General features: G+C 58.4%; 23 protein-coding genes. 9 read left to right on the top strand and 14 right to left on the bottom strand.

Annotated elements, in window-relative coordinates; translation table 11 throughout:
• Nucleotides 1-2 precede the first annotated feature (2 nt).
• Complete coding sequence (locus AC2FFH_RS14615) at nt 3-1,184, bottom strand: aminotransferase class I/II-fold pyridoxal phosphate-dependent enzyme (RefSeq protein WP_496844660.1); 1,182 nt, start codon at nt 1,182-1,184, stop codon at nt 3-5.
• 108 nt (nt 1,185-1,292) lie between these two features.
• A complete protein-coding gene (locus tag AC2FFH_RS14620) occupies nt 1,293-2,621 on the bottom strand; it encodes an amidase (protein WP_496844661.1) in 1,329 nt (442 codons plus the stop codon).
• Between the two features lie 53 nt (nt 2,622-2,674).
• Here AC2FFH_RS14620 and AC2FFH_RS14625 point away from each other — a divergent pair, with 53 nt between their 5' ends.
• A complete protein-coding gene (locus AC2FFH_RS14625; RefSeq protein ID WP_496844662.1) occupies nt 2,675-3,937 on the top strand; it encodes an FAD-dependent monooxygenase in 1,263 nt (420 codons plus the stop codon).
• Here AC2FFH_RS14625 and AC2FFH_RS14630 read toward each other — a convergent pair.
• The 6 genes from AC2FFH_RS14630 to AC2FFH_RS14655 all read right to left on the bottom strand — a co-directional run bounded on the left by AC2FFH_RS14630 (nt 3,934) and on the right by AC2FFH_RS14655 (nt 8,460).
• Nucleotides 3,934-4,119 (bottom strand): Trm112 family protein, encoded by a 186-nt coding sequence (locus AC2FFH_RS14630; RefSeq protein ID WP_058272562.1) that lies wholly within the window; start codon nt 4,117-4,119, stop codon nt 3,934-3,936. The two genes, AC2FFH_RS14625 and AC2FFH_RS14630, sit on opposite strands and share 4 nt — an antisense overlap.
• On the bottom strand, nt 4,116-4,757 hold the full coding sequence (locus AC2FFH_RS14635) for an LON peptidase substrate-binding domain-containing protein (protein WP_496722019.1): 642 nt from the start codon (nt 4,755-4,757) through the stop codon (nt 4,116-4,118). The genes AC2FFH_RS14630 and AC2FFH_RS14635 overlap by 4 nt, the downstream gene beginning before the upstream one ends.
• Before the next feature lie 27 nt (nt 4,758-4,784).
• Entirely contained in the window at nt 4,785-5,702 is a 918-nt protein-coding gene (trxA, locus tag AC2FFH_RS14640; RefSeq protein WP_496844664.1) for a thioredoxin, read from the bottom strand.
• Nucleotides 5,703-5,778: 76 nt separating this feature from the next.
• A complete protein-coding gene (locus AC2FFH_RS14645; RefSeq protein ID WP_282152973.1) occupies nt 5,779-6,567 on the bottom strand; it encodes an exodeoxyribonuclease III in 789 nt (262 codons plus the stop codon).
• A 113-nt stretch (nt 6,568-6,680) separates the two neighbouring features.
• On the bottom strand, nt 6,681-7,490 hold the full coding sequence (locus AC2FFH_RS14650) for an alpha/beta fold hydrolase (protein ID WP_472724564.1): 810 nt from the start codon (nt 7,488-7,490) through the stop codon (nt 6,681-6,683).
• Nucleotides 7,491-7,773: 283 nt separating this feature from the next.
• Nucleotides 7,774-8,460 (bottom strand): response regulator transcription factor, encoded by a 687-nt coding sequence (locus AC2FFH_RS14655; RefSeq protein ID WP_058272567.1) that lies wholly within the window; start codon nt 8,458-8,460, stop codon nt 7,774-7,776.
• 161 nt (nt 8,461-8,621) lie between these two features.
• Between AC2FFH_RS14655 and ribA the strand changes: the two genes are divergently transcribed.
• Together ribA and AC2FFH_RS14665 are read left to right on the top strand one after the other, a co-directional pair.
• Nucleotides 8,622-9,716 (top strand): GTP cyclohydrolase II, encoded by a 1,095-nt coding sequence (ribA, locus tag AC2FFH_RS14660; RefSeq protein ID WP_496844665.1) that lies wholly within the window; start codon nt 8,622-8,624, stop codon nt 9,714-9,716.
• Nucleotides 9,713-10,213 carry a L,D-transpeptidase family protein gene (locus AC2FFH_RS14665; protein ID WP_496782840.1) on the top strand — a complete coding sequence of 167 codons (501 nt, stop codon included), beginning with the start codon at nt 9,713-9,715 and terminating at the stop codon, nt 10,211-10,213. Before ribA ends, AC2FFH_RS14665 begins: the two co-directional genes overlap by 4 nt.
• Here the strand turns inward: AC2FFH_RS14665 and AC2FFH_RS14670 are convergent.
• Both AC2FFH_RS14670 and AC2FFH_RS14675 read right to left on the bottom strand, forming a co-directional pair.
• The gene (locus AC2FFH_RS14670) at nt 10,197-10,856 is read right to left on the bottom strand and encodes a YggS family pyridoxal phosphate-dependent enzyme (RefSeq protein WP_496782843.1); all 660 of its coding nucleotides are present in this window, start codon (nt 10,854-10,856) and stop codon (nt 10,197-10,199) included. The genes AC2FFH_RS14665 and AC2FFH_RS14670 overlap by 17 nt on opposite strands.
• 102 nt (nt 10,857-10,958) lie before the next feature.
• On the bottom strand, nt 10,959-11,987 hold the full coding sequence (locus AC2FFH_RS14675) for a porin (RefSeq protein ID WP_496726562.1): 1,029 nt from the start codon (nt 11,985-11,987) through the stop codon (nt 10,959-10,961).
• Nucleotides 11,988-12,270: 283 nt separating this feature from the next.
• Between AC2FFH_RS14675 and AC2FFH_RS14680 the strand changes: the two genes are divergently transcribed.
• From AC2FFH_RS14680 to holA, 4 genes are all read left to right on the top strand, one after another.
• Complete coding sequence (locus AC2FFH_RS14680; protein WP_496726561.1) at nt 12,271-12,759, top strand: DUF3576 domain-containing protein; 489 nt, start codon at nt 12,271-12,273, stop codon at nt 12,757-12,759.
• Nucleotides 12,760-12,831: 72 nt separating this feature from the next.
• Nucleotides 12,832-15,384: a leucine--tRNA ligase gene (leuS, locus tag AC2FFH_RS14685; RefSeq protein ID WP_496768563.1), complete on the top strand. Its 2,553-nt coding sequence runs from the start codon at nt 12,832-12,834 to the stop codon at nt 15,382-15,384.
• Complete coding sequence (lptE, locus tag AC2FFH_RS14690) at nt 15,371-15,862, top strand: LPS assembly lipoprotein LptE (protein WP_496844666.1); 492 nt, start codon at nt 15,371-15,373, stop codon at nt 15,860-15,862. The genes leuS and lptE overlap by 14 nt, the downstream gene beginning before the upstream one ends.
• On the top strand, nt 15,859-16,887 hold the full coding sequence (gene holA, locus AC2FFH_RS14695) for a DNA polymerase III subunit delta (RefSeq protein WP_496768566.1): 1,029 nt from the start codon (nt 15,859-15,861) through the stop codon (nt 16,885-16,887). Before lptE ends, holA begins: the two co-directional genes overlap by 4 nt.
• Here the strand turns inward: holA and AC2FFH_RS14700 are convergent.
• Complete coding sequence (locus tag AC2FFH_RS14700; protein WP_496844667.1) at nt 16,884-18,068, bottom strand: TIGR03862 family flavoprotein; 1,185 nt, start codon at nt 18,066-18,068, stop codon at nt 16,884-16,886. The genes holA and AC2FFH_RS14700 overlap by 4 nt on opposite strands.
• Nucleotides 18,069-18,116: 48 nt before the next feature.
• Here AC2FFH_RS14700 and AC2FFH_RS14705 point away from each other — a divergent pair, with 48 nt between their 5' ends.
• On the top strand, nt 18,117-18,413 hold the full coding sequence (locus tag AC2FFH_RS14705; RefSeq protein WP_480792021.1) for an HNH endonuclease: 297 nt from the start codon (nt 18,117-18,119) through the stop codon (nt 18,411-18,413).
• Here the strand turns inward: AC2FFH_RS14705 and AC2FFH_RS14710 are convergent, their stop codons facing one another.
• The 3 genes from AC2FFH_RS14710 to AC2FFH_RS14720 are packed head-to-tail and all read right to left on the bottom strand — an operon-like array spanning nt 18,414 to nt 20,502.
• Complete coding sequence (locus AC2FFH_RS14710) at nt 18,414-19,151, bottom strand: VOC family protein (RefSeq protein WP_496779406.1); 738 nt, start codon at nt 19,149-19,151, stop codon at nt 18,414-18,416.
• On the bottom strand, nt 19,148-19,756 hold the full coding sequence (locus AC2FFH_RS14715; RefSeq protein ID WP_496844668.1) for an enoyl-CoA hydratase/isomerase family protein: 609 nt from the start codon (nt 19,754-19,756) through the stop codon (nt 19,148-19,150). The genes AC2FFH_RS14710 and AC2FFH_RS14715 overlap by 4 nt, the downstream gene beginning before the upstream one ends.
• On the bottom strand, nt 19,753-20,502 hold the full coding sequence (locus AC2FFH_RS14720; protein WP_496844709.1) for an SDR family oxidoreductase: 750 nt from the start codon (nt 20,500-20,502) through the stop codon (nt 19,753-19,755). The genes AC2FFH_RS14715 and AC2FFH_RS14720 overlap by 4 nt, the downstream gene beginning before the upstream one ends.
• 132 nt (nt 20,503-20,634) lie before the next feature.
• On the opposite strand from AC2FFH_RS14720, the gene AC2FFH_RS14725 reads away from it, so the two are divergent.
• Nucleotides 20,635-22,158 carry a DUF2125 domain-containing protein gene (locus AC2FFH_RS14725; RefSeq protein WP_496844669.1) on the top strand — a complete coding sequence of 508 codons (1,524 nt, stop codon included), beginning with the start codon at nt 20,635-20,637 and terminating at the stop codon, nt 22,156-22,158.
• Nucleotides 22,159-22,310: the final 152 nt, after the last annotated feature.

A 22,310-nucleotide genomic window follows, 5' to 3' on the forward strand; every position in this document is an offset into this window, starting at 1 on the left:
CCTCACGAATAGATGCAGTCACGGAGCGTAATAAGCCCCTGCCGCAACTCTGTTTTTGGGGCCACCATTGCGACCCGGATAAATTGCTCGCCCGGGTTTTGCCCCGGATCACCTTGAGAAAGATATGCACCAGGCAGCACCCGAACACCGGTTTCCTGCCACAGCCTTAATGTGGTTTCCTCGCCATTTTCGACCGGCAGCCATAGGAAAAACCCGGCTTCAGGCGCCAAATAGCCCTGCACGCCCGCGAAAACCTCATCCGCGATCGTGTACTTTTCCTGATACAGCGCGCGGTTCTCGACAACATGCGCCTCATCTGCCCAAACTTTTGCGGCGGCAGCCTGCAAAGGTAGCGGTAAAGGCGCACCTGCGTAGTTGCGTAACTGCTTGACCCTCTTGATGGTCTCGGGACCACCGGCGATCAGGCCCGAGCGCAGACCAGCCAGATTGGACCGCTTCGACAGTGAATTGAACAAGGTGATCCGCTCCGGATTGGCCCCTAGTTCCTGCGCAACGGTCAGTACACCGGTTGGTGCCGTGTCACGGTAGATCTCGGAATAGCACTCATCCGCGAAGATGCGGAAATCATAGGTCTCGGCCAGTTGGATCAGTTCGACCCAATAATCGCGCGAGGCGACTGCGCCCTGCGGGTTCGCGGGAGAACAGATGTAGGCCGCCACGGTGCGGTTCAGAACATCCTTTGGTAGCCCCGAATAGTTCGGCAAGTGACCTGTGGCGGCAGTTGCGGATACGAATACAGGCTCGGCACGAACCGACAGCGAGGCCACCATATAGACCTGGTAGAATGGATTCGGGCACAGAATGGCGGGCTTTTCGCCATTTTTCTGCTCGGGACACAGTGCCATCGCCGCGTTGTACAATCCTTCGCGCGTGCCGTTCAGCGCCATCACGTTGGCGTCGGGGTCCATCGAAACGCCATAGCGGCGATCAATCCAACCTGTAATCGCCGACCGCAACTCGGGCGATCCTTCGTTTGGCGGGTATCCCTTAAACCCGGCCGCGTTTTCTGTGATCACATCGGTGACCCACGCCGGAAAATCATGCATAGGCGCGCCGATGGTCATGTGAATCACTTCGCCACCCGGCTGGTGGTGATCCAACAGGGTGCGCAAACGCGGGAATGCATATTCCGGTAGGTCCGAAAACCGTTCGGGGAAATTCATAACTACTGCCTCAATACCGGGATCATTTCGCCCCGTTTTACAGGCAGACTACAGATCGCACCCGGTTTCGTCCAGACAAAGAGGTGGCGAATCAGGGGATTGTGGCATTCAGGCCAACGCCGTCTCGGCGGCAGATCCCAGCCTTAGCAGGGCCTCTTCTGACCCCGGATATCCCATGATCATCACGCCACACCCGGGTATTCCGGTCGGCAGTGTCAGTGCAGCAAGTCCCATCAGATTGCCAATACGGGTGTTGCGCAGCGCCAACAGATTTTCCGTGACATAGTAGTCATGGTCATTCATCAACCGATCCAGATTCGGCGGCAAAATGGGCGCTGTCGGCGCAAGCACCGCATCAAACCCGGATGTGGCGGCATCCCATGCAGCCCGACAGGCTTTCAGCCTGGACCAGGCCGCGATGTAATCGGCACCGGTCGCGTTTTGACCCGACCGAAACCGTTCCAGAATCTCGGGGTACATGGCGTTAGGGTTGGCTTCGATCACATCGCGCCACAACCCATAAGCTTCGGTCGTGTACAGAATGCCGGACAGCGCCATGGCGTCGTGCAGCTCGGGGACGTCAAGCGGAACGATCTCGGCGCCTGCCTCGGTGAGTCTTTGCAACCCATCCTCAAAAGCCTTACGCGGTTCATCCCTCAGGTCGTCCTGCGCCACAGTCTGAAGATTGGCAAAGCGGCGGCCCTTCAGGCTGGCACCGCGAAGATCCGGTGGAGAGCGCCCCTCGAGCAGGGCCAGCATCTGAGCCGTGTCCTCGACTGAGCGGGTCAGTGGACCAACAGTGTCGAACCGCAGACACAAAGGCACTGTACCCTCAAGGCTGACGCGCCCGGCGGTGGTTTTCAGCCCGACCAGATTATTCCAGGCCGCTGGAATGCGCACTGACCCGCCCGTATCCGAACCGATCCCACAGGCGGCAAGCCCCCAGGCCACCGATGCCGCCGCGCCGGAAGAAGAGCCTCCGGATACAGCGTCTTCATCGTCAATGCATGGGGGCGTGCCAGTGATCGGGTTCAGGCCAAGGCCTGAGAAAGCCAGCTCGCTCATATGCGTCTTACCCAGACAGACCGTGCCCATGGCAGTGGCGTTACGCACAACGACCGCGTCCATTTCGGGCACCCGGCCTTTCAGCAAGGCCGAGCCTGCCTCAGTCGCGGTGCCGGCGGTGTCGAACAGATCTTTCCAGCTGATCGGCACACCATCCAGCAGGGACCGCCGCAGGCCCAGATTGGCGCGCTCCTGCGCAGCCTGTGCCTCGGCCCTAGCACGATCATGCGTAACGCGGGCATAGATCCTGTCGCGGTGCGGATGCGCGTCGATGGCGGCCAGATAAGTTTCGGTCAATTCAACCGGATCGATCTGTCCCATGCCGATACCCCGCCCCAGATCACACGCCGTCATGGTCAGCCAGTCCTGCATCCCTGCCCCCTCTGGAAAAAGCACTTTGAGGGACGGTAGCGACAGGACCGCACATGGACAATCCCGAAAGGGCGCGCATATTGCAGGCCATGGAACACAACTCGGATATCCTGATCGTAGGCGGCGGCCTGAACGGCCCGGCCCTGGCACTGGCACTGGCCCAGACAGGGCATTCTGTCACCGTCATCGACGCATTGGCCGAAAAAGCCCGAAAAAACGCGGCTTTTGACGGGCGCGCCTATGCTCTGGCGCTGGCCTCGCAGCGGTTGTTGGATGCGGTTGGCGTCTGGGACAAAGTGGCAGAGCATGCCCAACCCATGCTTGAGATCAAGGTCACCGATGGGCATTCCGGTGCCGGCCCATCCCCGTTTTTCCTGCATTTTGACCATGCCGAGATTGAAGAAGGCCCGATGGGCTACATGGTCGAAGACCGCCACCTGCGCCGCGCGTTTTTGGACGCAATGGCCGAGCAAAGCGGCATCACACAGATCAGCGGCAAAACGGTTGTTGCACAAGCCACCAACGACACGGGCGCAACGCTGACGCTGGATGATGGCACGACCCTGACCTGCGGATTGTTGGTCGGCTGTGACGGGCGCCGCAGCGGCACAGCTGCACGCGCCGGGATCAAGCGCACCGGCTGGGATTACGGCCAAACCGCGCTGGTGTGTGCAATTGAGCATGACCTGCCCCACAATGGCGTGGCGCATCAGTTCTTCATGCCCCCCGGCCCCTTGGCGATTCTGCCGCTGACCGGCAATCGCAGCTCGATCGTCTGGAGCGAGCGCACCGCAATGGCGCAGCGCATCAACGCGATGCCCGAAACGGATTACCTGCAGGTCCTTCGCCCGCGTTTCGGGGACTTTCTGGGTGATATCCGTCTGCAGGGTGACCGATTCACCTATCCGCTGAACCTGACCATCGCCAATTCCTTCATCGGTGACCGTCTGGCGCTGGTAGGCGACGCCGCCCACGGCATGCACCCAATCGCAGGTCAGGGTTTGAATGCAGGTCTTCGCGACGTAGGCGCTTTGGCGGAAGTTCTGACACTGGCTGGACGGCGCGGCGAGGATATCGCATCAGTTCTGGTGCTGGAGCGCTATCAGGAATGGAGACGGTTCGACACGGCGGCGCTGGCCATGGCGACGGATGTGTTCAACAAGCTGTTTTCCAACGACAACCCGATTCTGCGCTTCGGGCGCGACATCGGGATGGAGATCGTTGGCTCAGTCCCTGGACTACGTCGCGGCTTTGTGCGTGAGGCGGCCGGGCTGACCGGAGACCTTCCGAAACTGCTGCAAGGGCGCGCGATTTAATCCAGCTGCCGGGCTTCGTCCACCAGCATCACCGGGATACCGTTGCGGATTGGAAAGGCAAGGTTGGCGGCCTTTGATACCAGTTCTTGCTTTTCGGCATCATAATGCAGCGTGGTGTGCGTTTGCGGGCAGATCAGCGCCTCAAGCATATGGCGGTCAAAGGGGTGTTCGGCTTCGGTCATTGCAGTTTTTCCTCGCTCGATCCGCCCCGCATGGCGAATTCAATCAATGTCACCAATGTCTCGCGGCGCGTGCGAAGGCAAGGTGCCTCGAGCAACGCCTGTTTCTCTTCGGGATCGAAATCCAGCAGCATCGACAGGGAATTCACCAACAACTCGTCATCGGCATCCTTCAACGTGTCCCAGTCGGTCGAAAGCTGGCGCGAGGAAAAAAACCGTTCGAGCAAATCCAAAAACCGCGACCGATCGAACGCATTGTCCGCTTCGGCCTTGCCGAGATCGCGGTCAAACCCGTCCCATGAAACTGCACAGCGGCGATAAGGTGTAAACGCATCCAACTCGGACTTGATCCGAAAACGTGAGACGCCGGACAGTGTGATCAGGTACCGACCGTCTTCGGTTTCAGAGAACTGCGTCACACGCCCGGCACAGCCGATTTGATGCAGTTTGCTTTCGTTGGACTGACATGGATTCGGCTGGATCATTCCAATTAGCCGTTCTGGCGTTTTCAGCGCGTCGTCCAGCATTTGCAGGTAACGCGGCTCAAAAATATGCAGCGGCAAGCGGGACCGGGGCAGCAACAGCGCCCCGGGCAATGGAAAAACGGATACCGTTTCCGGCAGATCAGCGGGATGCATCATGTACCCGAGTGTAGCCCTGATCAGGATTTAGGCAAATATCATCGAGCTGAGCTTGCGCCGCCCGTTCAGAACAATCGGATCATTGGCCTTCAGCGCGTCGAAAATGGTGAACAACTGTGCCTTTGCGGCACCGTCATCCCACTCGCGGTCGCGGCGGAACAGTTCCAGCAACTGCGCAACAGCCTCTTCAACTTCACCATTGGCGTGCAGCGCCTGTGCAAGATCGAACCGCGCCTGATGGTTGTCTGCATCCGCCTCGACCGCCGCTTTCAGTTCACCCACAGGACCAGCATCGGCAGCCTGTTTCGCCAGCTCCAGTTGGGCATGGGCTGCTTCAACCTCGGCCGAGGTTGAAAACTCTGCGGGTGCGCCGTTCAGAATGGCCTCGGCCTGCTCCAAATCGCCCGCGGCAATATGGGCACGCACCAGACCGCCATAAGCGGCGGCGTGGTTTGGATCTTCCCCCAGAATGGCGGAAAAGGTCTGCGCGGCATCCACAGCTGCGCCATCGGCCAGCATTTCTTCGGCGGCCAGAACAGCGTCATCCAGCTGCCCTCCGGGGCTTTCACCACCGGAGGCCTCAATCACTCGGTCCACAAACGCCTTGATCTCGGACCCTGGAACGGCACCCTGAAACCCGTCGACCGGTTGACCTTTGTAGAACGCGTATACGGTCGGGATCGACTGAACGCGCATTTGCGAGGCGATCATCTGTGCCTCATCCACATTAATCTTAACCATCTTCACCGCCCCTTTGGCGGCGGTCACAGCCTCTTCCAACAGCGGCCCAAGCGTTTTGCACGGACCACACCAGGGGGCCCAGAAATCCACGATCACAGGGATTTCCTGTGAGGCCTCGACGACATCGGCCATAAAGGTGGCCTCGGATCCGTCCTTGATCAGATCGGCGGTATCGGGTCCGGCTGCGGCGTTCAGAAGGTCCATGGCATTCACTCTTTCGTTCGAATTTGGCCCCTATATGCAACTGCAATGTGCAGAAACCAAGGGGAGAGTTGCAGGGTCAAAGGTCGAATGTCGCAAAGACTGGTGCGTGGTCGCTGGGTTTTTCCCACCCGCGCGCATCGCGCAGAACGCGGCTGGAGTGCCCTGCGTTCGAGATATCCTGCGTGGCCCAGACATGGTCCAGACGCCGCCCCTTGTCGGCTGCGTCCCAATCGCGGGCCCGGTAGGACCACCAACTGTATAGCTGCCCGTCGGGGATGTCCTGACGGGTAATGTCCACCCATCCGCCTGCGTCCTGCGTTTCGGCCAGCGCCTCAACCTCGATCGGCGTGTGTGAGACGACCTTGAGAAGTTGCTTATGCGACCAGACGTCATCCTCGCGCGGTGCGATATTCAGATCGCCAACCAGAATGGACTTTTCGGGCTTTTCGGCATGGAACCAGTCGCGCATATCTGTGAGGTAGTCGAGCTTCTGCCCGAACTTCTCGTTCTTTTCTCGGTCTGGGATGTCGCCACCGGCCGGGACATAGAAGTTGTGAATGGTGACACCATTTTCCAACCGCCCAGCGATGTGGCGCGCGTGGCCGAGACCTGCAAAATCCTTGTCACCGACTTCTTCCATCGGCAGGCGCGACAGGATGGCGACGCCGTTATACCCCTTCTGGCCCCTTGCAACCATGTGGGTGTACCCCAGTTCGGCAAATCCGTCAGTTGGGATCTTCTCAACCGGCGACTTGCACTCCTGCAAACACAATACATCGGGAGCTTCTTCCTGCAGTAATTTCAGCACGATAGGCTCGCGCAGGCGGACCGAGTTGATGTTCCAGGTAGCAAGAGTAAAGGGCATGGGGGATTCCTCTGTCGCGGTTGGGCGGAGGTTAGCGTGGTGAGGGATGGGGTGCCATAGGAAACGATCAAGGAAGAGCTGCTAAGCGGACGAAGCAGACACTCGCCGTGTCCTTAGTTTCTGGCAATCCCCAGCAGAATTTCGGCTACAACTTCTTTCGCCGGGCTCACTTCCATTAACTGATGCGGGCCTTCGACCGTGATCAGGTTCCAGCCGCGCTTTTCGACACGAGCGGGTGCCTCGACTGCGCGCATGTATTGAAAGAACGGGTTGCTGTCGTTGGCCACAATGATTGTGCCCTGAAAGTCCGGCGTACCGTCGGGCAGCGCCAACCGATCGGTGTACGACTTGAAAGGATGCGGTCTCATCGTTGGCAGGGCTTCGCGTAATCCGTCTTTTGGAATAAGCCATCCATCCCCGTCTTTCTCGACCATAGCATACACTTCGTCTCTTGTGGCCTCGTCGAAAAAACTGGTCATCAGGCTTTCACCGTCATCCGTAGGCACAGTATCTAGATACACCAGATGTTTGATACGATCCGGCTGTTCTGCTGCGGCACCGGTTATCACAGTTCCCCCATAACTGTGGCCGACGAGGATTACGTTCTCGAGGCCCCGCCAGCTAAGCACGTTTGCGACATCATGCACATGCGTAGACAAACCCGTTTCTTTTGAAAGAAGGTGCTCTCTCTCGCCAAGACCCGTCAGGGTCAATTCGACCACCTCAAAGCCCTCATCCCTAAGCAATATGCTCAAAGGTTCATACTGACCGGCCCACTGAAACGTCCCATGAACCATAACAAAAACAGGTTTGCTTGTGGACGCTCCCTCTGTTGCGGTCTGGGCGACGGTGAAATTGCCCAAGGAAAGCAAAGCGGTGAATGCCAACCAAAGTGTTGCTATGGCCTTTCTGAAGTTAAGCATAATTTCCGCCCCATCTGAACCTTTCCGAAATTCCGCTGACCCTGATTGCAACCTCGCTGCAGGTCAAGCTATTTGATCTTTTCAGAGCACGATCCAATCTGGCTGTCTGTTTTGGGCTCGAACCGGACATTCATTCACACCAGCCCGTCCCAAAAAAAAGCCGGGCCATAAGGCCCGGCAGTCCAACAGGGAGGTGCATGTCATAACCCGGACATGCGCGGGTTGGGAGTACTCTAATTACACATCCAGAGTATCACTTTGATCCACGTCAATCCACCCGGAGTTACGAGACCAAGCGATATCCGCCCGATTCTGTGACCAAAAGGCGCGCGTTCGATGGATCGGGTTCGATCTTTTGGCGCAGGCGGTATATGTGGGTTTCCAGCGTATGTGTGGTGACACCGGCGTTATAACCCCAGACTTCGTGCAGCAGGACGTCGCGGGCGACCACGCCATCTGCCGAGCGGTACAGGAACTTGAGAATGTTGGTTTCTTTCTCGGTCAGGCGGATCTTGCGATCCTCTTCGGTGATCAACATCTTCATCGCCGGCTTAAAGGTATACGGCCCCAACACAAAGACCGCGTCTTCGGATTGTTCATGCTGGCGCAACTGCGCGCGGATGCGGGCCAGCAAGACCGGAAATTTGAACGGCTTAGAGACGTAATCATTGGCACCGGCATCCAAACCCAGAATGGTATCTGCGTCGCTGTCATGGCCGGTCAGCATCAGGATTGGGCTTTTGACGCCTTGTTTGCGCATCAGACGGCACAGTTCACGACCGTCCGTATCCGGCAGACCGACGTCCAGAATGACCAGATCGTAAATCGCCTCGCGTGCACGCTCCATGGCGGATTGACCGTCTGCCGCTTCGAACACGTCGAAATCCTCGGTCATCACGAGTTGCTCGCTGAGCGCTTCGCGTAGATCTTCATCGTCATCCACCAGCAGGATTTTCTTGAGCTGAGCCATGTCCGGTCCTCCTAAGCCTTTTCCACCATTTGCGTGCGGAAGATGCAATCAACAAGATTTACTGCAATGGTCTCACGCCCTCGTGTCTGACGCAGAGGAATTGTTTCACTTTTTCTTCTGTTCGGGTTAGACGAAGACCAACACGTTATAGGGTAACATAGATGAGTCTTATCCCCGATATCTCGGAATTGCTGGCACGGGCCCGCGCGGATCTGCGTATGGGCGTTCCCGTCGTATTGACTGATGACAGCGGGTTCAGCGTCATAGCGATAGCATCTGAGACGTTAAGCGCGCAACGGCTGGCCGATCTACGGAACTTCGAAGGTCAGCCTGTGGTCGCGATCACCGTAAGACGCGCAGAAACGCTGAAGGCACGTGCCTATGATGGCGACCTCGCACGGGTAATTATCCCATCAGACACCGACATCGCATGGGTTCAGGCGGTCGCCGATCCCTCGGAAGATCTAAATACCCCGATGAAAGGCCCTCTGATGTCCGAGCGTCAGGGTAGTGCCAACCTGCACCGTATTGCCATCGCTTTGACGAAGTCCGCGCGCCTCTTGCCGGCCGCCGTGGTGGTTCCAATTGATGACGGTCGCGATTTTGCGGTGGCACATGGCCTGACCTGCATCGACCACACCCGTGCCGCGCCGCACCTCGCGGACCGCAGCGCGCTGCACGCCATTGCCGCCGCACGCCTACCGATGGAAGTGTCCGAGGCCGGTCGCCTGCACGTTTTCCGCCCAGAAGATGGCGGAGAAGAGCACTATGCCGTGGAAATCGGTCGCCCGGACAGAAGCAAACCTGTGCTGGCCCGTTTGCATTCGGCCTGTTTCACGGGCGACTTGATGGGCAGCTTGAAATGCGATTGCGGACCCCAGCTGCGTGGTGCGCTTTCCCAGATGGGGTCCGAGGGCGCTGGCGTGTTGCTGTACCTCAATCAAGAAGGACGCGGCATCGGCCTTGCCAACAAAATGCGGGCCTATTTCCTACAGGATCAGGGTTTTGACACGGTCGAGGCCAATCACCGATTGGGGTTCGAAGACGATGAACGTGATTTCCGACTGGGATCGGACATTCTGAAAGAACTTGGGTTTTCGTCGGTTCGATTGCTGACAAACAACCCGGCGAAAATCGCGATGATGGAAAAGACAGGCATCGCGGTGACCGAAAGAGTACCGCTGAAAGTGGGCGAAACAGCCCATAATCGGGGATACCTGGCAACCAAGGCCGCAAAGTCGGGCCATTTGCTGTGACCCCGGACGATCTGGTTCTTACACCACGGGGCATCCGGTTTGCCGGGCGCCTCTTTCCTTGTTCGATCGGAAAAGGCGGCCTGACGGATGACAAGCACGAAGGCGATGGGGCAACGCCAATCGGTGTGCATCACATAGTCGGTATGCTGTTTCGACCAGATAGAATTGCAGCTCCGTCCTCATGGGCCATCCCAATAGGCCCCGGCGATCTTTGGTCTGATGACAGCGCGGACAGCCAGTACAATCAGATGGTCAGCGAGCCCTATGCCCCCAGCCACGAAAAGCTGCGGCGCGCGGACCCCCTGTACGATCTTGTTCTGATCACCGACTGGAACTGGCCGAACTCTGTGTCAGGCCGGGGATCAGCCATTTTCCTTCACCAGTGGAGACGCCCCGGCTACCCGACCGAAGGCTGTGTCGCTTTTCGCCGCGACCATCTGCATTGGATCGCGCGTAGAATTTCCCCCGGAACGCGTCTGATTATCCCGCAGGTTTGACCCTCTCGCCAAAGATGGCGGACCCCACGCGCACATGGGTGGCCCCCAACGCGATCGCCTGCTCGAAGTCACCGCTCATCCCCATCGAGAGCCCTTCTAAACCGTTGCGTTCGGCGATCTTGGCCAGCAACGCAAAATGCAGCGAGGGTTCCTCTTCAACCGGCGGGATTGCCATCAGACCCTGAACCGGCAAATCCAGTTCGCGGCACTCGGCGATGAAGGCGTCCGCATCAACCGGCATGATCCCTGCTTTTTGCTCTTCTTCTCCGGTATTGACCTGAATGAACAGATCCGGGCAGTGGCCAACCTCTTGCGCCAACCGTGCCAGCGTTTTGGCAAGCTTGGGCCGATCCACCGAATGAATCGCGTTAAACAGCTCCATTGCCTGCCGGGCCTTGTTGGTTTGCAGCGGTCCGATCAGATGCAGGTCAATCTCTGAGAATTTCTCTTTAAAGCCCGGCCATTTTTCGGCCGCTTCCTGCACGCGGTTTTCCCCGAAACAACGGTGGCCCTGGCTTAGCACAGCCTCAACACGTTCATTCGGCTGGACCTTTGAAACCGCGATCAGCTTTGTCGATCCCGCAAGTCGTCCGGCGGCGGATTCGGCCTTGGCGATGCGGGCAGTGATGTCGTGCAGCGACATGGAATTCCTTTCTCTGCTTTGAGGGCAGAAAAACACCAAGTCCGCGCAAAAGAAAAGGGCAGGTCCAAAGACCTGCCCTTAAACTTTGTGGTTCAGATCAACTTAGAAGTTGAACTGAGCACCGAAGTCAGCACGTACTTGGCTGTCGCCGTCGCCACGCTTCTGTTGGCCCAGACCACCGCGCAGCGATGCGCCGCCGCCCAGGTCGTACTTAACGCCGATACCATACTGCTGCAGGTCGTCATCCGCCGAACCGTCACCGTAAGCGGCGGTCAGAGTGGTTGCCGCGCCCAGGTTGTAGGCCAGCGACAGACCGTATGCGGTGCCGTTGCGAGCGTCGTTTACAACGTCATCGTCAGCTACAAACAGTGTGCCCGAGAAGTCACCGAATTCTGCGCCCAGGGTCAGAACGGCCAGCGACTGCTTTTCGCTGCTGCTGTTCACGTTCGCCTTGGTTTCACCATAGGCCAGCGCTGCGGTGATGTTGTTGAAGTTGTAGGTTACGCTAACGTCCCAGCGGTCTGCGTCCTGCGCAACACCGTCCAGAGCAACAGTTGCCTGGTCGTAAGATGCGCCGAAAGCGAAGTCGCCAACTGCGTACTGGAAGAACACAGCGTTCGCACCCGAACCGGTCGACGAGTAACCCAGGAAGCTGTAGTCAACGCCCGAGTACTGGCCGATGAAGCTTTCCAGGCCAGGCTCGTTACCGTAGTAGTTCGCCAGGTTGTCGAACGAACCCGCAACGTTGCCCGCGTCAACACGCAGACCACCGTAGATGACCGAGAAACGTGCGCCGTTCAGGCCAGCCGAGTTGGCTTCGCCGTTGCCGGCATTTTCGTCAGCCTGCAGACGAACACGAGCCGAGAACTCAACGCCGCCATCGGTTTCTGCGGTGCCGTCGATGTTCAGGCGGAAGCGCGAGACCAGGATGGTGTTGTCGGTGTCGACGGTCGCGGTGCCAGCGGCAGTAACTGCGCCAGTTGCCGGATCAACGGTGAAGTTGTCAACAGTACCGGTACGGTCTTCAAGGTAGCCAATACCAAAACGACCGTAGCCGCTGAATTTAACGTCGGCCGCTGCAACGCTTGCGGTTGCAATCAGAGCGGTCGATGCGAAGAGAACTTTTTTCATCTTGTTTCCCTCGGTTTCAAAAGTTTTTCTACTCGACATATGCCTCAGCACATGTCTCAGCACGGGAACCGTTTCGCTCGGATTACCCCCAAAGCGCAAGCTTGCCTTAAATGTGAAGGGTGCATTGGCCCCAAATTGGTGCAAGGATGCCACAGTCGATATTTGGGGACTAAACTGCCGTCCACACTGACATGTGTAACAAGAATAGGGTTGTTGCTGAACTGGACCTTGTCTAGGAGTAACACTTAACAAAGTAGACCAAGTGAAACAGGACCAGTCGACAATGCGCCTGCAGACGATTTTCGGTTTGATCATAATAACTGCTGCCGTGTCGGCCTGCGGACAGAATCAGAGTGCGGCTCCGAATCCCGCATTGCTGTATACAGATAGCACACGTACAGAAGAACGAGAGCTGAACGATCCGGAGCGCACAACAATCTGGGACGTATTCAACCGCGGGAATGCCGAACAGATCGTCAATGTGAATCGGTATCTTTGGGCTGCCTCGCTGGATGTGCTGAATTTCCTCCCGATTCAGGAGGTTGATCCATTTACCGGCGTGATCGTAACAGGTTACGGCACGCCGCCTGGTGGCGGACGCTCTTATCGCGCGACCGTGCATATAAGCGACCCGGCCCTGGCGGCGCGGTCGCTTTCGGTGGCACTGCAGACCAGCGGGGGCGCTCCGGTAAGCGCCGCGACGTCGCGGGCGGTCGAGGATGCGATCCTAAACCGCGCACGCCAGTTGCGCATTGCGGACAACAAACTCTAGCCACCCGCCGAAAATCACAATATTACCACGCCGGGTTCACGCCCGGCGTTTTCATTCACGAAGGACCGCACAATGTCGCGCTACTCGGCCACCGAAATCGAAGCAAAATGGCAAGAGGCCTGGGACAAGGCCGGGATCTTCACCGCCGACCACACGGCAGACAAGCCGAAGTATTACGTGCTTGAGATGTTCCCTTACCCGTCAGGGCGAATCCATATGGGGCATGTGCGCAACTATACGATGGGCGACGTCATTGCGCGTCACAAGCTGGCGACGGGGCACAACGTGCTGCACCCGATGGGCTGGGATGCTTTTGGAATGCCGGCAGAAAACGCCGCCATGGCCATTGGCGGCCACCCGAAAGACTGGACATACAGCAACATCGCCGACATGCGCGGGCAGATGATGCCGCTGGGCTTGTCGATCGATTGGTCCCGCGAATTCGCCACCTGTGACCCCGAATATTATGGCCAGCAACAGGCTCTGTTCCTCGATATGCTCGATGCCGGGTTGGTTTACCGCAAAAACGCCGTGGTGAACTGGGACCCGGTCGACATGACCGTTCTGGCCAATGAGCAGGTGGAAAATGGACGCGGTTGGCGCTCGGGCGCTCTGGTGGAACGGCGCGAGCTGACCCAGTGGTTTTTCAAAATCTCGGACTATTCCGAAGAATTGCTGGATGCGCTTGATACGCTAGAGAACTGGCCTGCCAAAGTGCGGCTGATGCAGGAAAACTGGATCGGCAAGTCGCGCGGCCTGCAATTTGGCTTCGAACGTACTGATGGTGGTGAGCCCATCACCGTCTATACGACTCGGCCCGATACGCTGTTGGGCGCGTCCTTTGTTGGTATTTCGCCGGATCACCCGATTGCCAAGCAGCTTGAGGCCGAAATCCCCGAAGTTGCTGAGTTTGTTGCCGAATGCCGCAAGGGTGGCACCACGGAAGAGGCCATCGAGACGGCCGAAAAGCTGGGTTACGACACCGGCATTCGCGTGCGTCACCCGCTGGACCCGAATTGGGAACTGCCGGTCTGGATCGCCAATTTCATCCTGATGGATTATGGAACTGGCGCGATCTTTGCCTGCCCCGCGCATGACCAGCGTGATCTTGATTTCTGCCGCAAGTATGGCCTGCCGGTCATCGACACCTTCTTTGCACTGGATGACGATAAGCCGGTCGACAAGATCGCCTTTGTGCCGCCGAAAACTGAAAAAGTCCGCTGGGTGGACCACTTCGCAGGCCTGACCGAGGCCTCTGGGGATGAGGCGATCAACGCCACCGTCGATTTCGCGGAAAAAGCAGGTTGGGGTGAAGGCGTCACCAAATATCGCCTGCGCGATTGGGGGCTCAGCCGTCAACGCTATTGGGGTTGCCCGATTCCGGTCGTGCATTGCGACAAATGTGGCACCGTGCCCGAGAAGAAAGAAAATCTGCCGATCGAATTGCCTTACGACGATGGCAACGGCAAACCCATCGACTTCTCGATCCCCGGCAACCCGCTGGACCGCCATGCCAATTGGCGTGACACCCCTTGCCCGTCTTGCGGCGCGCCTGCCAAACGTGAAACGGATACGATGGATACGTTTGTCGATTCGTCGTGGTATTTCGCCCGTTTCACCGCGCCACGCGCTGACACACCCACCGATCTGGCCGAGGCCGAATACTGGATGAACGTCGACCAGTATATCGGCGGTATCGAGCACGCGATTCTGCACCTGCTCTACTCGCGCTTCTTCGCGCGGGCGATGAACATCACGGGTCACCTGCCTAAGAAAGCCATCGAGCCGTTCAATGCGTTGTTCACGCAAGGCATGGTCACGCATGAAATCTATCAGACACGCGACGCCAATGGCCGTCCGGTTTATCACCTGCCCGAAGATGTGACCGACGGAAAACTGGCCGACGGCACCGAGGTTGAAATTATCCCCTCGGCCAAGATGTCGAAATCCAAGAAAAACGTGGTCGACCCGGTCAGCATCATCTCGGCCTTCGGCGCGGATACCGCGCGTTGGTTCGTCCTGTCCGATTCGCCGCCTGAACGGGATGTGGAGTGGACCGCATCCGGGGCCGAGGCTGCGTTCAAGCACCTCAGCCGTGTGCATCGGATCGCCTCGGAAATCGCCGAATCGGATGTTCCGGCCAATGCCGAGGATGAAACCCTGCTGCGCGAGATGCACAAAGCCATCCATGACGTCACAGGCGGAGTCGAATCTTTCGGCTTCAACGCCTCAATCGCCAAGCTCTATGCTTTCACCAACACCCTGGCCAAATCCAAGGCGGGCACCGCAGCCAAACGCGAGGCCGCCAAAACGCTGGCACAGCTGATGTCGCCGATGACCCCGCACCTGTCCGAGGAGCTTTGGCAGCTGCTGGGTGGCGAAGGGCTGGTTGCCACGGCATCATGGCCGGTTGCGGATGCAGCTATGCTGGTGGACGACACCGTCACCCTGCCGATCCAGATCAACGGCAAGCGCCGCGCGGAAATCTGCGTGGCCAAAGATATGCCCAAGGACGAGGTTGAAAAAGTCGCGCTGAGCACCGAAGCTGTGCAAAAGGCGCTGGATGGCGCCACACCCAAGAAAGTAATCGTTGTACCGGGCCGGATTGTGAATGTCGTCGTTTAACCGCAGAACCTTGTTGCTGATGCCCTTGGCGCTTGCCGCCTGCGGGTTTGAACCTGTGTACGCTCCAGGCGGATCGGGCTCGGCCCTTTTTGGTCGCGTAGAAGTGTCGGCACCAAACACGGTCACCAGCTTTCTTCTGGTCGAAGATCTGGAACAAAGGCTAGGCCGTAGCGCAACATCCGGCAGTGAATACAGTCTGGACGTTTCCGTCGTGACCCAGACGGTGGCGGCATCGATCACCTCAACGAACGAAACCAACCGTCTTATCATCAACGGGACCGCCAACTATTCGCTTAGATCGAAAGCGACGGGGCAAGTTCTTGCCTCTGGCTCGGTGACGGACTTCGTGGGGTATTCGGCTGCTGGTTCCACCGTATCCACACTGGCTGATGAGCGGGATGCTACGCAGCGCCTGATGGTGATTCTGTCCGATCAGATCATCAGTAGGCTGTACGCCACGCCGGGCCTGTCCGCATGAAGCTGAGCCCGCGCGAGGCCGAGGGATATTTCTCGAGACCCGACGCGGATAAGACCGGGCTGTTGATCTACGGTGCGGATGCGATGCGCGTGGCGCTAAAGCGGCAACAGGTTTTGGCCGCTCTGCTGGGCGCCAATGCCGAAGAAGAGATGCGGCTGACCCGCCTGCCCGGAAGCGATCTGCGTGGCGATCCGGCCTTGTTGCTGGACGCGGTCAAGGCGGTCGGGTTCTTTCCCGGGCCACGCGCTGTATTCGTCGAAGACACAACCGACACGGCCGCCCCAGCAATCCTTGCCGCGCTGGAAGATTGGGTAGCTGGCGATGCCCAGATCATCGTAACCGCCGGGCAGCTCAAAGCCAGTTCCAAGATTCGTAAAGCGTTCGAAGCACACCGCTCGGCCTATGCGGTAGGTATCTATGACGACCCACCATCCCGGGCCGAAGTCGAACGAATACTTTCTGAGGCCGGTTTGCAGAACATCCCGCGCGATTCGATGGCCGCGATTGCTGAGCTGGCAACCAGTATAAGCCCCGGTGACTTTACCCAAACGATTGAGAAACTGTCGCTTTACAAACGCGATGACAGCTCCGAACTGACCATTGAAGACGTCGAAGCCTGCGCGCCCCGCTCGACCGAGGCCGCACTGGACGATGTGCTGAACGTGGTTGCCGATGGTCGCGCGGGTGAAATCGGCCCGCTGATCCGACGTTTGCAGTCACAAGGAACCAATGCGGTCAGCCTGTGTATCGGCGCGACAAGGCATTTCCGCACTTTGTATGCCTGCGCATCCGATCCCGGCGGAGCAGCGCAGGGAATCGGCAAGCTGCGCCCCCCCGTTTATGGAAAGCGCCGCGACCGCATTTTGCGTCAGGCCCAAGGGTGGGGTGCGCCAAAATTGCAAACTGCATTGACGGTTCTGACCGATACCGACCTGTCGCTGCGCTCGGCCGGGCAAACCGCACCGGCCATGGCATTGGTCGAACGCGCCATGATCCGTCTGGCGATGCTGGCGCGGACCCGCTAACCGCTTTGATCCAACCAATGTGCCGCCGCGCGCCCAGCCCAACGGCCGGTCGCCAGGCAAGCTGTCAGAAGGTACCCCCCGGTCGGGGCCTCCCAATCCAGCATCTCGCCTGCGCAAAACACTCCGGGATATGCAGTCAGCATGAGCCCCTCATTAAGCGCCGCACGTGACACACCTCCTGCTATGGAAATGGCCTCGTCCATCGGGCGCAGGCCCGCGTGGGTGATCTGCAGATGCTTGATCGCCCTCACGTCCAGCGACTGGATCTGACCGTCGCGCTTGGACATTTCATGAAACAGGGCAACCTTTTGCGGAGACAGGCGCAGAGATTTCTTCAGCCACTGCGAAAGGGTCGTTTTCGATTTCTTTGACGCAAAACGATTGCGCAACGTATCGGCATCCAAATCCGGAACCAAATCGACAAAAAGCGGTGCTCTGTCACGCAAGGCCGGGGTCAGTGAGTACAGTCCGCCCCCTTCCAACCCTTTCGCCGAAACCGCAGCCTCGCCGCGGCTTTCCAACTCTCCGGCCCTCCATCGCACCGATTTCAAAGCCGCGCCAAAATGAGGCTGCATATGGGGGCTCCATTCCACGGAAATGGCTGAGTTTGCGGGTGCGAAAGGTGTGAGGGGCACGCCATTACTCGTCAGCACCGATGCCCATGCTCCGTCTGATCCCAACCGCGACCAGCTTGCCCCGCCCAGCGCAAGAACTGTCACATCGGGGCACAGGTTCTGCCTGCCATCATCCGTGTCGAAAACGGCTTGGGCACCGTCCCAGCCAACCCACCGCCAACGTGTTCTGATCTGAACGCCAGCCTCTGCCAGCCGTGCCAGCCACACCCGCAACAGCGGAGATGCCTTCATCGACGTCGGAAACACCCGGCCGGTCGAGCCCGTGAACAACTCTTGCCCCAGCCCTTGCGCCCAGGTTTGCACGTCCGACGCATCGAATTCGGCAATCATTGGTCGCAACCAGGTCGCGGCCTCACCATAGGACCTCAGCAAAATCTCAAACTGTTCGTCCTTGGTCAGGTTCAGCCCGGACTTTCCCGCCATCAGGAACTTTCGCGCAACCGAAGGCTTGGCCTCTGCTACAACAACAGAGTGCCCGGCTTTGGCCAGTTCCTCGGCTGCCATCAGGCCTGCGGGTCCACCGCCGATCACCAGTGCCTGTGCCATCCCTGCCCTCTTGCCTTTCGCGCCACCCGGCGCAACCTTACCTGTGTGATGACGAACAGCGATCCGATCTGCCCGCTCTGCCGCCGTCCGATCCCGGATGGGGGCGGAAGCCTGCACCATCTGATCCCAAAACTCAAAGGGGGCAAGGGCGGACCCACCGTCCTGCTGCACCAGATCTGCCATAAAGAAGTGCACGCGACCCTGACAGAGGCTGAATTGGCTCGTGAATTCAACACTGTGGAAGCACTGCGCGCCCACCCTCGGCTGGAAAAATTCCTGAATTGGGTCCACAAACGCCCGCCCGGGTTTCGGTCGAAGGTTCCGGGCAAGCGGCGCGGGCGTTGATCAGCCGGGATTAACCGGGTCGCCAAACGCATCCCGCGTCGGCGCGGCAAGCCCCTGAAACTCCAACCCGCGATAATCGGGAACATTGGAAAATTGGGCACCGTCGACATGCTGGAACTCCAGCGTTGTGTAAGGGCGTTTCCAAAGCCATTCGCGGTTTTCCACAGCCCAAGGGTCTGGGTTTGGCGGAACCTCGTCGGTGAATGCGTAAAAATGCAGATCAAAGCCATACTGCCCGACGTCCTGCATCGAAAGCAGGCGCATACCCTGATCACGGCAGAATGCGTCCTCGGCTGCCATATCCCCGGTGCGCAGGGTGATCTGACCGATACAAGCTTGTGCAAACGGCTCGTTCGGGTCTGCGGCATTTGCTGGCCGGTTGCCTTCGAAATCATGCTGAAGCAGCTCGATCACGAACCCCTCGGGGTCTTTGAGGTGAGACATGTACCCGATGTCCATGAACTGTTTCGGGTCCGAGACCTCAACCCCCTTGCCCCGCAGGAACGCGGCGGCCAGATCAACGTCCGGTACTGTAATGCCGATCTTCCAATAGCGTTGTCCTGTGTCATGGGAGTATCCGCCGCCGCCAGGCATCAGCAGCAAATCGGCGTCCTGCCCCAAATAACCGATGCGCAGACTCACCCCCTGGGCCTGAACCGACATCCCAAGGACATCCGTATAGAATGTGCCCAGTTGTTCAGGATCGGCGACGCGCAGTCGCAAGCCAGACAGCCTCATCCGCACAGCCCGGCAATACCGGCAGCGATCTTGGGATCGGCGGCGGTGCTATCGGCGACCAGTTCACACGCTGTCTGCATCAGCGCATCCGGCGCCACCACCCGGTCCACCAGACCAAAGGTATAAGCCTCATCCGCCGTGATTTTTTGACCGGCCATCAGGATCATCTTGGTGCGGGATGGCCCGATCAGGGACGACATGCGCGCGGGATCAGACGGTTGCGGCAGAAACCCCAGTTTCATCACGGGATAGAAGAACTTGGCGGACGGGACCGCAATTCGAATGTCACAGGCCAGCACCATACCGTTCGCACCCCCAGCCAGGGTGCCATTCAACGCGGCGACCGTCAGGCATGGCAGCGCAGCGATTGCGCCCGACAAACGCTCCCATACATCCGAAGTTGCAAGACCCGCGCGGGCCTCATCCAGATCGGCACCGGCACTGAACACTTTGCCGGCCCCAGTCAGGATCAACGCGCGCGCCTCGGAGGCGGCTTCAGCAATCTCGGCCAGCTCAGACAGCATCGCCCCTGTCAGCGCATTGGCTTTGCCAGGATTGTTCAAGGTAACAATCCACAAACCGTCTTCTTTGTTTAATTCGATCACGTCAGCCCTACCCTTTGTCGAATATCTTCACGCCGCAGCGAGATTTCGGTTCCCAAAAATTCATCCGCGTCTGCGGTACACATCCACAAAAGCGCCTTGGCTGGCCAATCGGCAGGAATATGATCGCTCCAGTCCAACTGGCTGACAGCGTTGATGCCGCTGGATTTGATGACCCGCTGCATGTCGGTTGCGACGGTTCCCGGTGACAGACCCATGGCGCGGATGCCGTGGATCGATTCCTCAAGGTGCAGGCATTCCGTCAGCATCTTGGCACCAGCCTTGGATGCGCAGTAATGGCTCCAGGCTTCGATCGGGTTCGAGGCCGCGCCGGATGATACGGTCAACACTGTGCCCCCGCCCGCCGCCCGCATAATGGGCAAGGCCGCGCGCATTCCGTAGAATACACCTTTGAGGTTGATATCGATCGCCTTGTCCCAAGCCGCAACATCCGCGTTCGAAAGATGGAAGATCGGATCGATGACACCGGCATTCCCGATCAGGACATCCAATCCGCCAAAGCGGTCGACGCAATCTGCCACAGCCTGTTCGACCTGCGCAAAATCACTGACGTCACATTCCAGCGCGATCACATTTTCGCCCAGCGCAGATGCCAATGCGGCGATCTGATCGCGACTGCGCGCGACCAGCGCCACGTTTGCGCCTGCTGCGGCAAAAACGCGCCCTGCCTCTGCCCCGATGCCGCGGCTGGCCCCGGTTATCAGTACGGTTTTCCCCTGCATTTGTATCCTCTACCTCTATCGGTTTGAAATTGTGTGAATGCTTACCGCGCGAAAGGGTAAAGGGTCCAGTCCTTGCCCCTTGACGCCCGACGCCACAAACACGACGATGCCGGCAAAATTATCTAGAAGGGTACTGTAATGTCCGTTTTCCTTCGCCGCAGTTGCGGTGCTGTTTTGGCTTATGCCGTTATCACACAAGGTGCACTTGCCGACCTGACCTCACAGGATGTCTGGAATGACTGGAAAACCTATCTGGGTCAGATGGGGTACACCGTTTCGGGCGACGAAACCGTTGCAGGAAATGTCACGACGATTGCCAACATGGCCATGTCCATGGACTTACCGGAAGAAGAGGCAACTTTTCAGATGGTCGTTCCAGAAATGACCCTGACGGAAAATGGCGACGGTACGGTGAGTATTGGTTTCCCCGAGAATTTTCCGATGACGATTTCCGGAGAGGGGGACGGCGAAAAGTTCTCGGTCAATGTCGATTATTCGCAGAGCGAGATGAACCTGGTCGTTTCAGGCTCGCCCGACGAAATGACTTATGACTATTCGGCCGACACGATAGGTATCAAGCTGGATGGTCTGAATGTGGACGGCGAAAAGATGCCCGCTGATGCGCTGGCACTCAGCCTGAACATGACAGATCTGGCCGGCAGCTCGGTCATGAAAATTGGTGAGAACCGTGACATAGATCAGAAGTTCACTGCGGGCGGGATGACCTATGATATGGCATTTCAGGACCCGGACAGCGGCGACACGGCTAGGGTTGACGGCTCGATGAGCCAGCTGGCGTTTGAAGGCACAAACATTATCCCATCCGAATTCGACATCTCGGACCCGCAGGCCTTCTATAAGGCGGGCTTCTCGTTCTCGGGGCTGTTCACCTACGGATCCGGCCAGAACGCGATTGCAGGGACCAGCGAAGGCGAGGCATTCTCGGTCGGAAGCGAATCCCAAGGTGGCAAATTTGGCGCCAGCATCGACGCCGAGCGTCTTGCCTATGACATCGAGCAGAACAGCGCGAAAGTCGCAGTGACGACCGCCGACCTGCCCTTCCCGATTGAAATCGCGATGGAGAATGCCGGGTTCAAGTTTGAAATCCCGGTGCAGAAATCCGAGGAAATCCAACCGTTTGGATTCGCCATGAACCTGACCGACTTCACCATGTCGGATATCCTGTGGAGCATGTTCGACCCAGCAGGCGCCCTGCCGCGCGACCCGGCGACTATTGCGCTGGACACCACCGGAACCGCCAAGGTTCTGTTGAACATCTTTGATCCCACCGCAGTCGAAAACCTGGATACATCTGACGCAGCACCGGGCGAGTTGCACTCGCTGAAGATCAACGAACTGCTCGTGTCTCTGGTCGGGGCCAAGCTGACCGGTGAAGGCGATTTCACCTTCGACAACTCCAACGTCTCAGAGTTCGACGGAATGCCCACGCCGACCGGCGTTGCCAAGCTGAAACTGAATGGTGCCAACGCCCTGATCGACAAGCTGATCGAGATGGGTCTGGTGTCAGAAAGCGATGCAATGGGCGCGCGGATGATGATGGGTCTGATGGCCGTACCGGGTGACGAGCCCGACACGCTGAATTCGGAAATCGAATTCACTGCGGATGGTCAGATTCTGGCGAATGGCCAACGTATCAAGTAGCACTTCGGGAAGGCGGCATCGCTGCCTTCCCAAACCTTCGCCCGCGGTGCGAACCCTGGCATCGGGCGCATCGTGCCGAATTCCCTTTCAATAGATTGCTCAACCAAAAATAGCCGCAGGCCTTGCGAGACCGGCGGTCCAAGGCTAGGTCG

The organism is Ruegeria sp. YTSC003, from assembly GCF_059609785.1.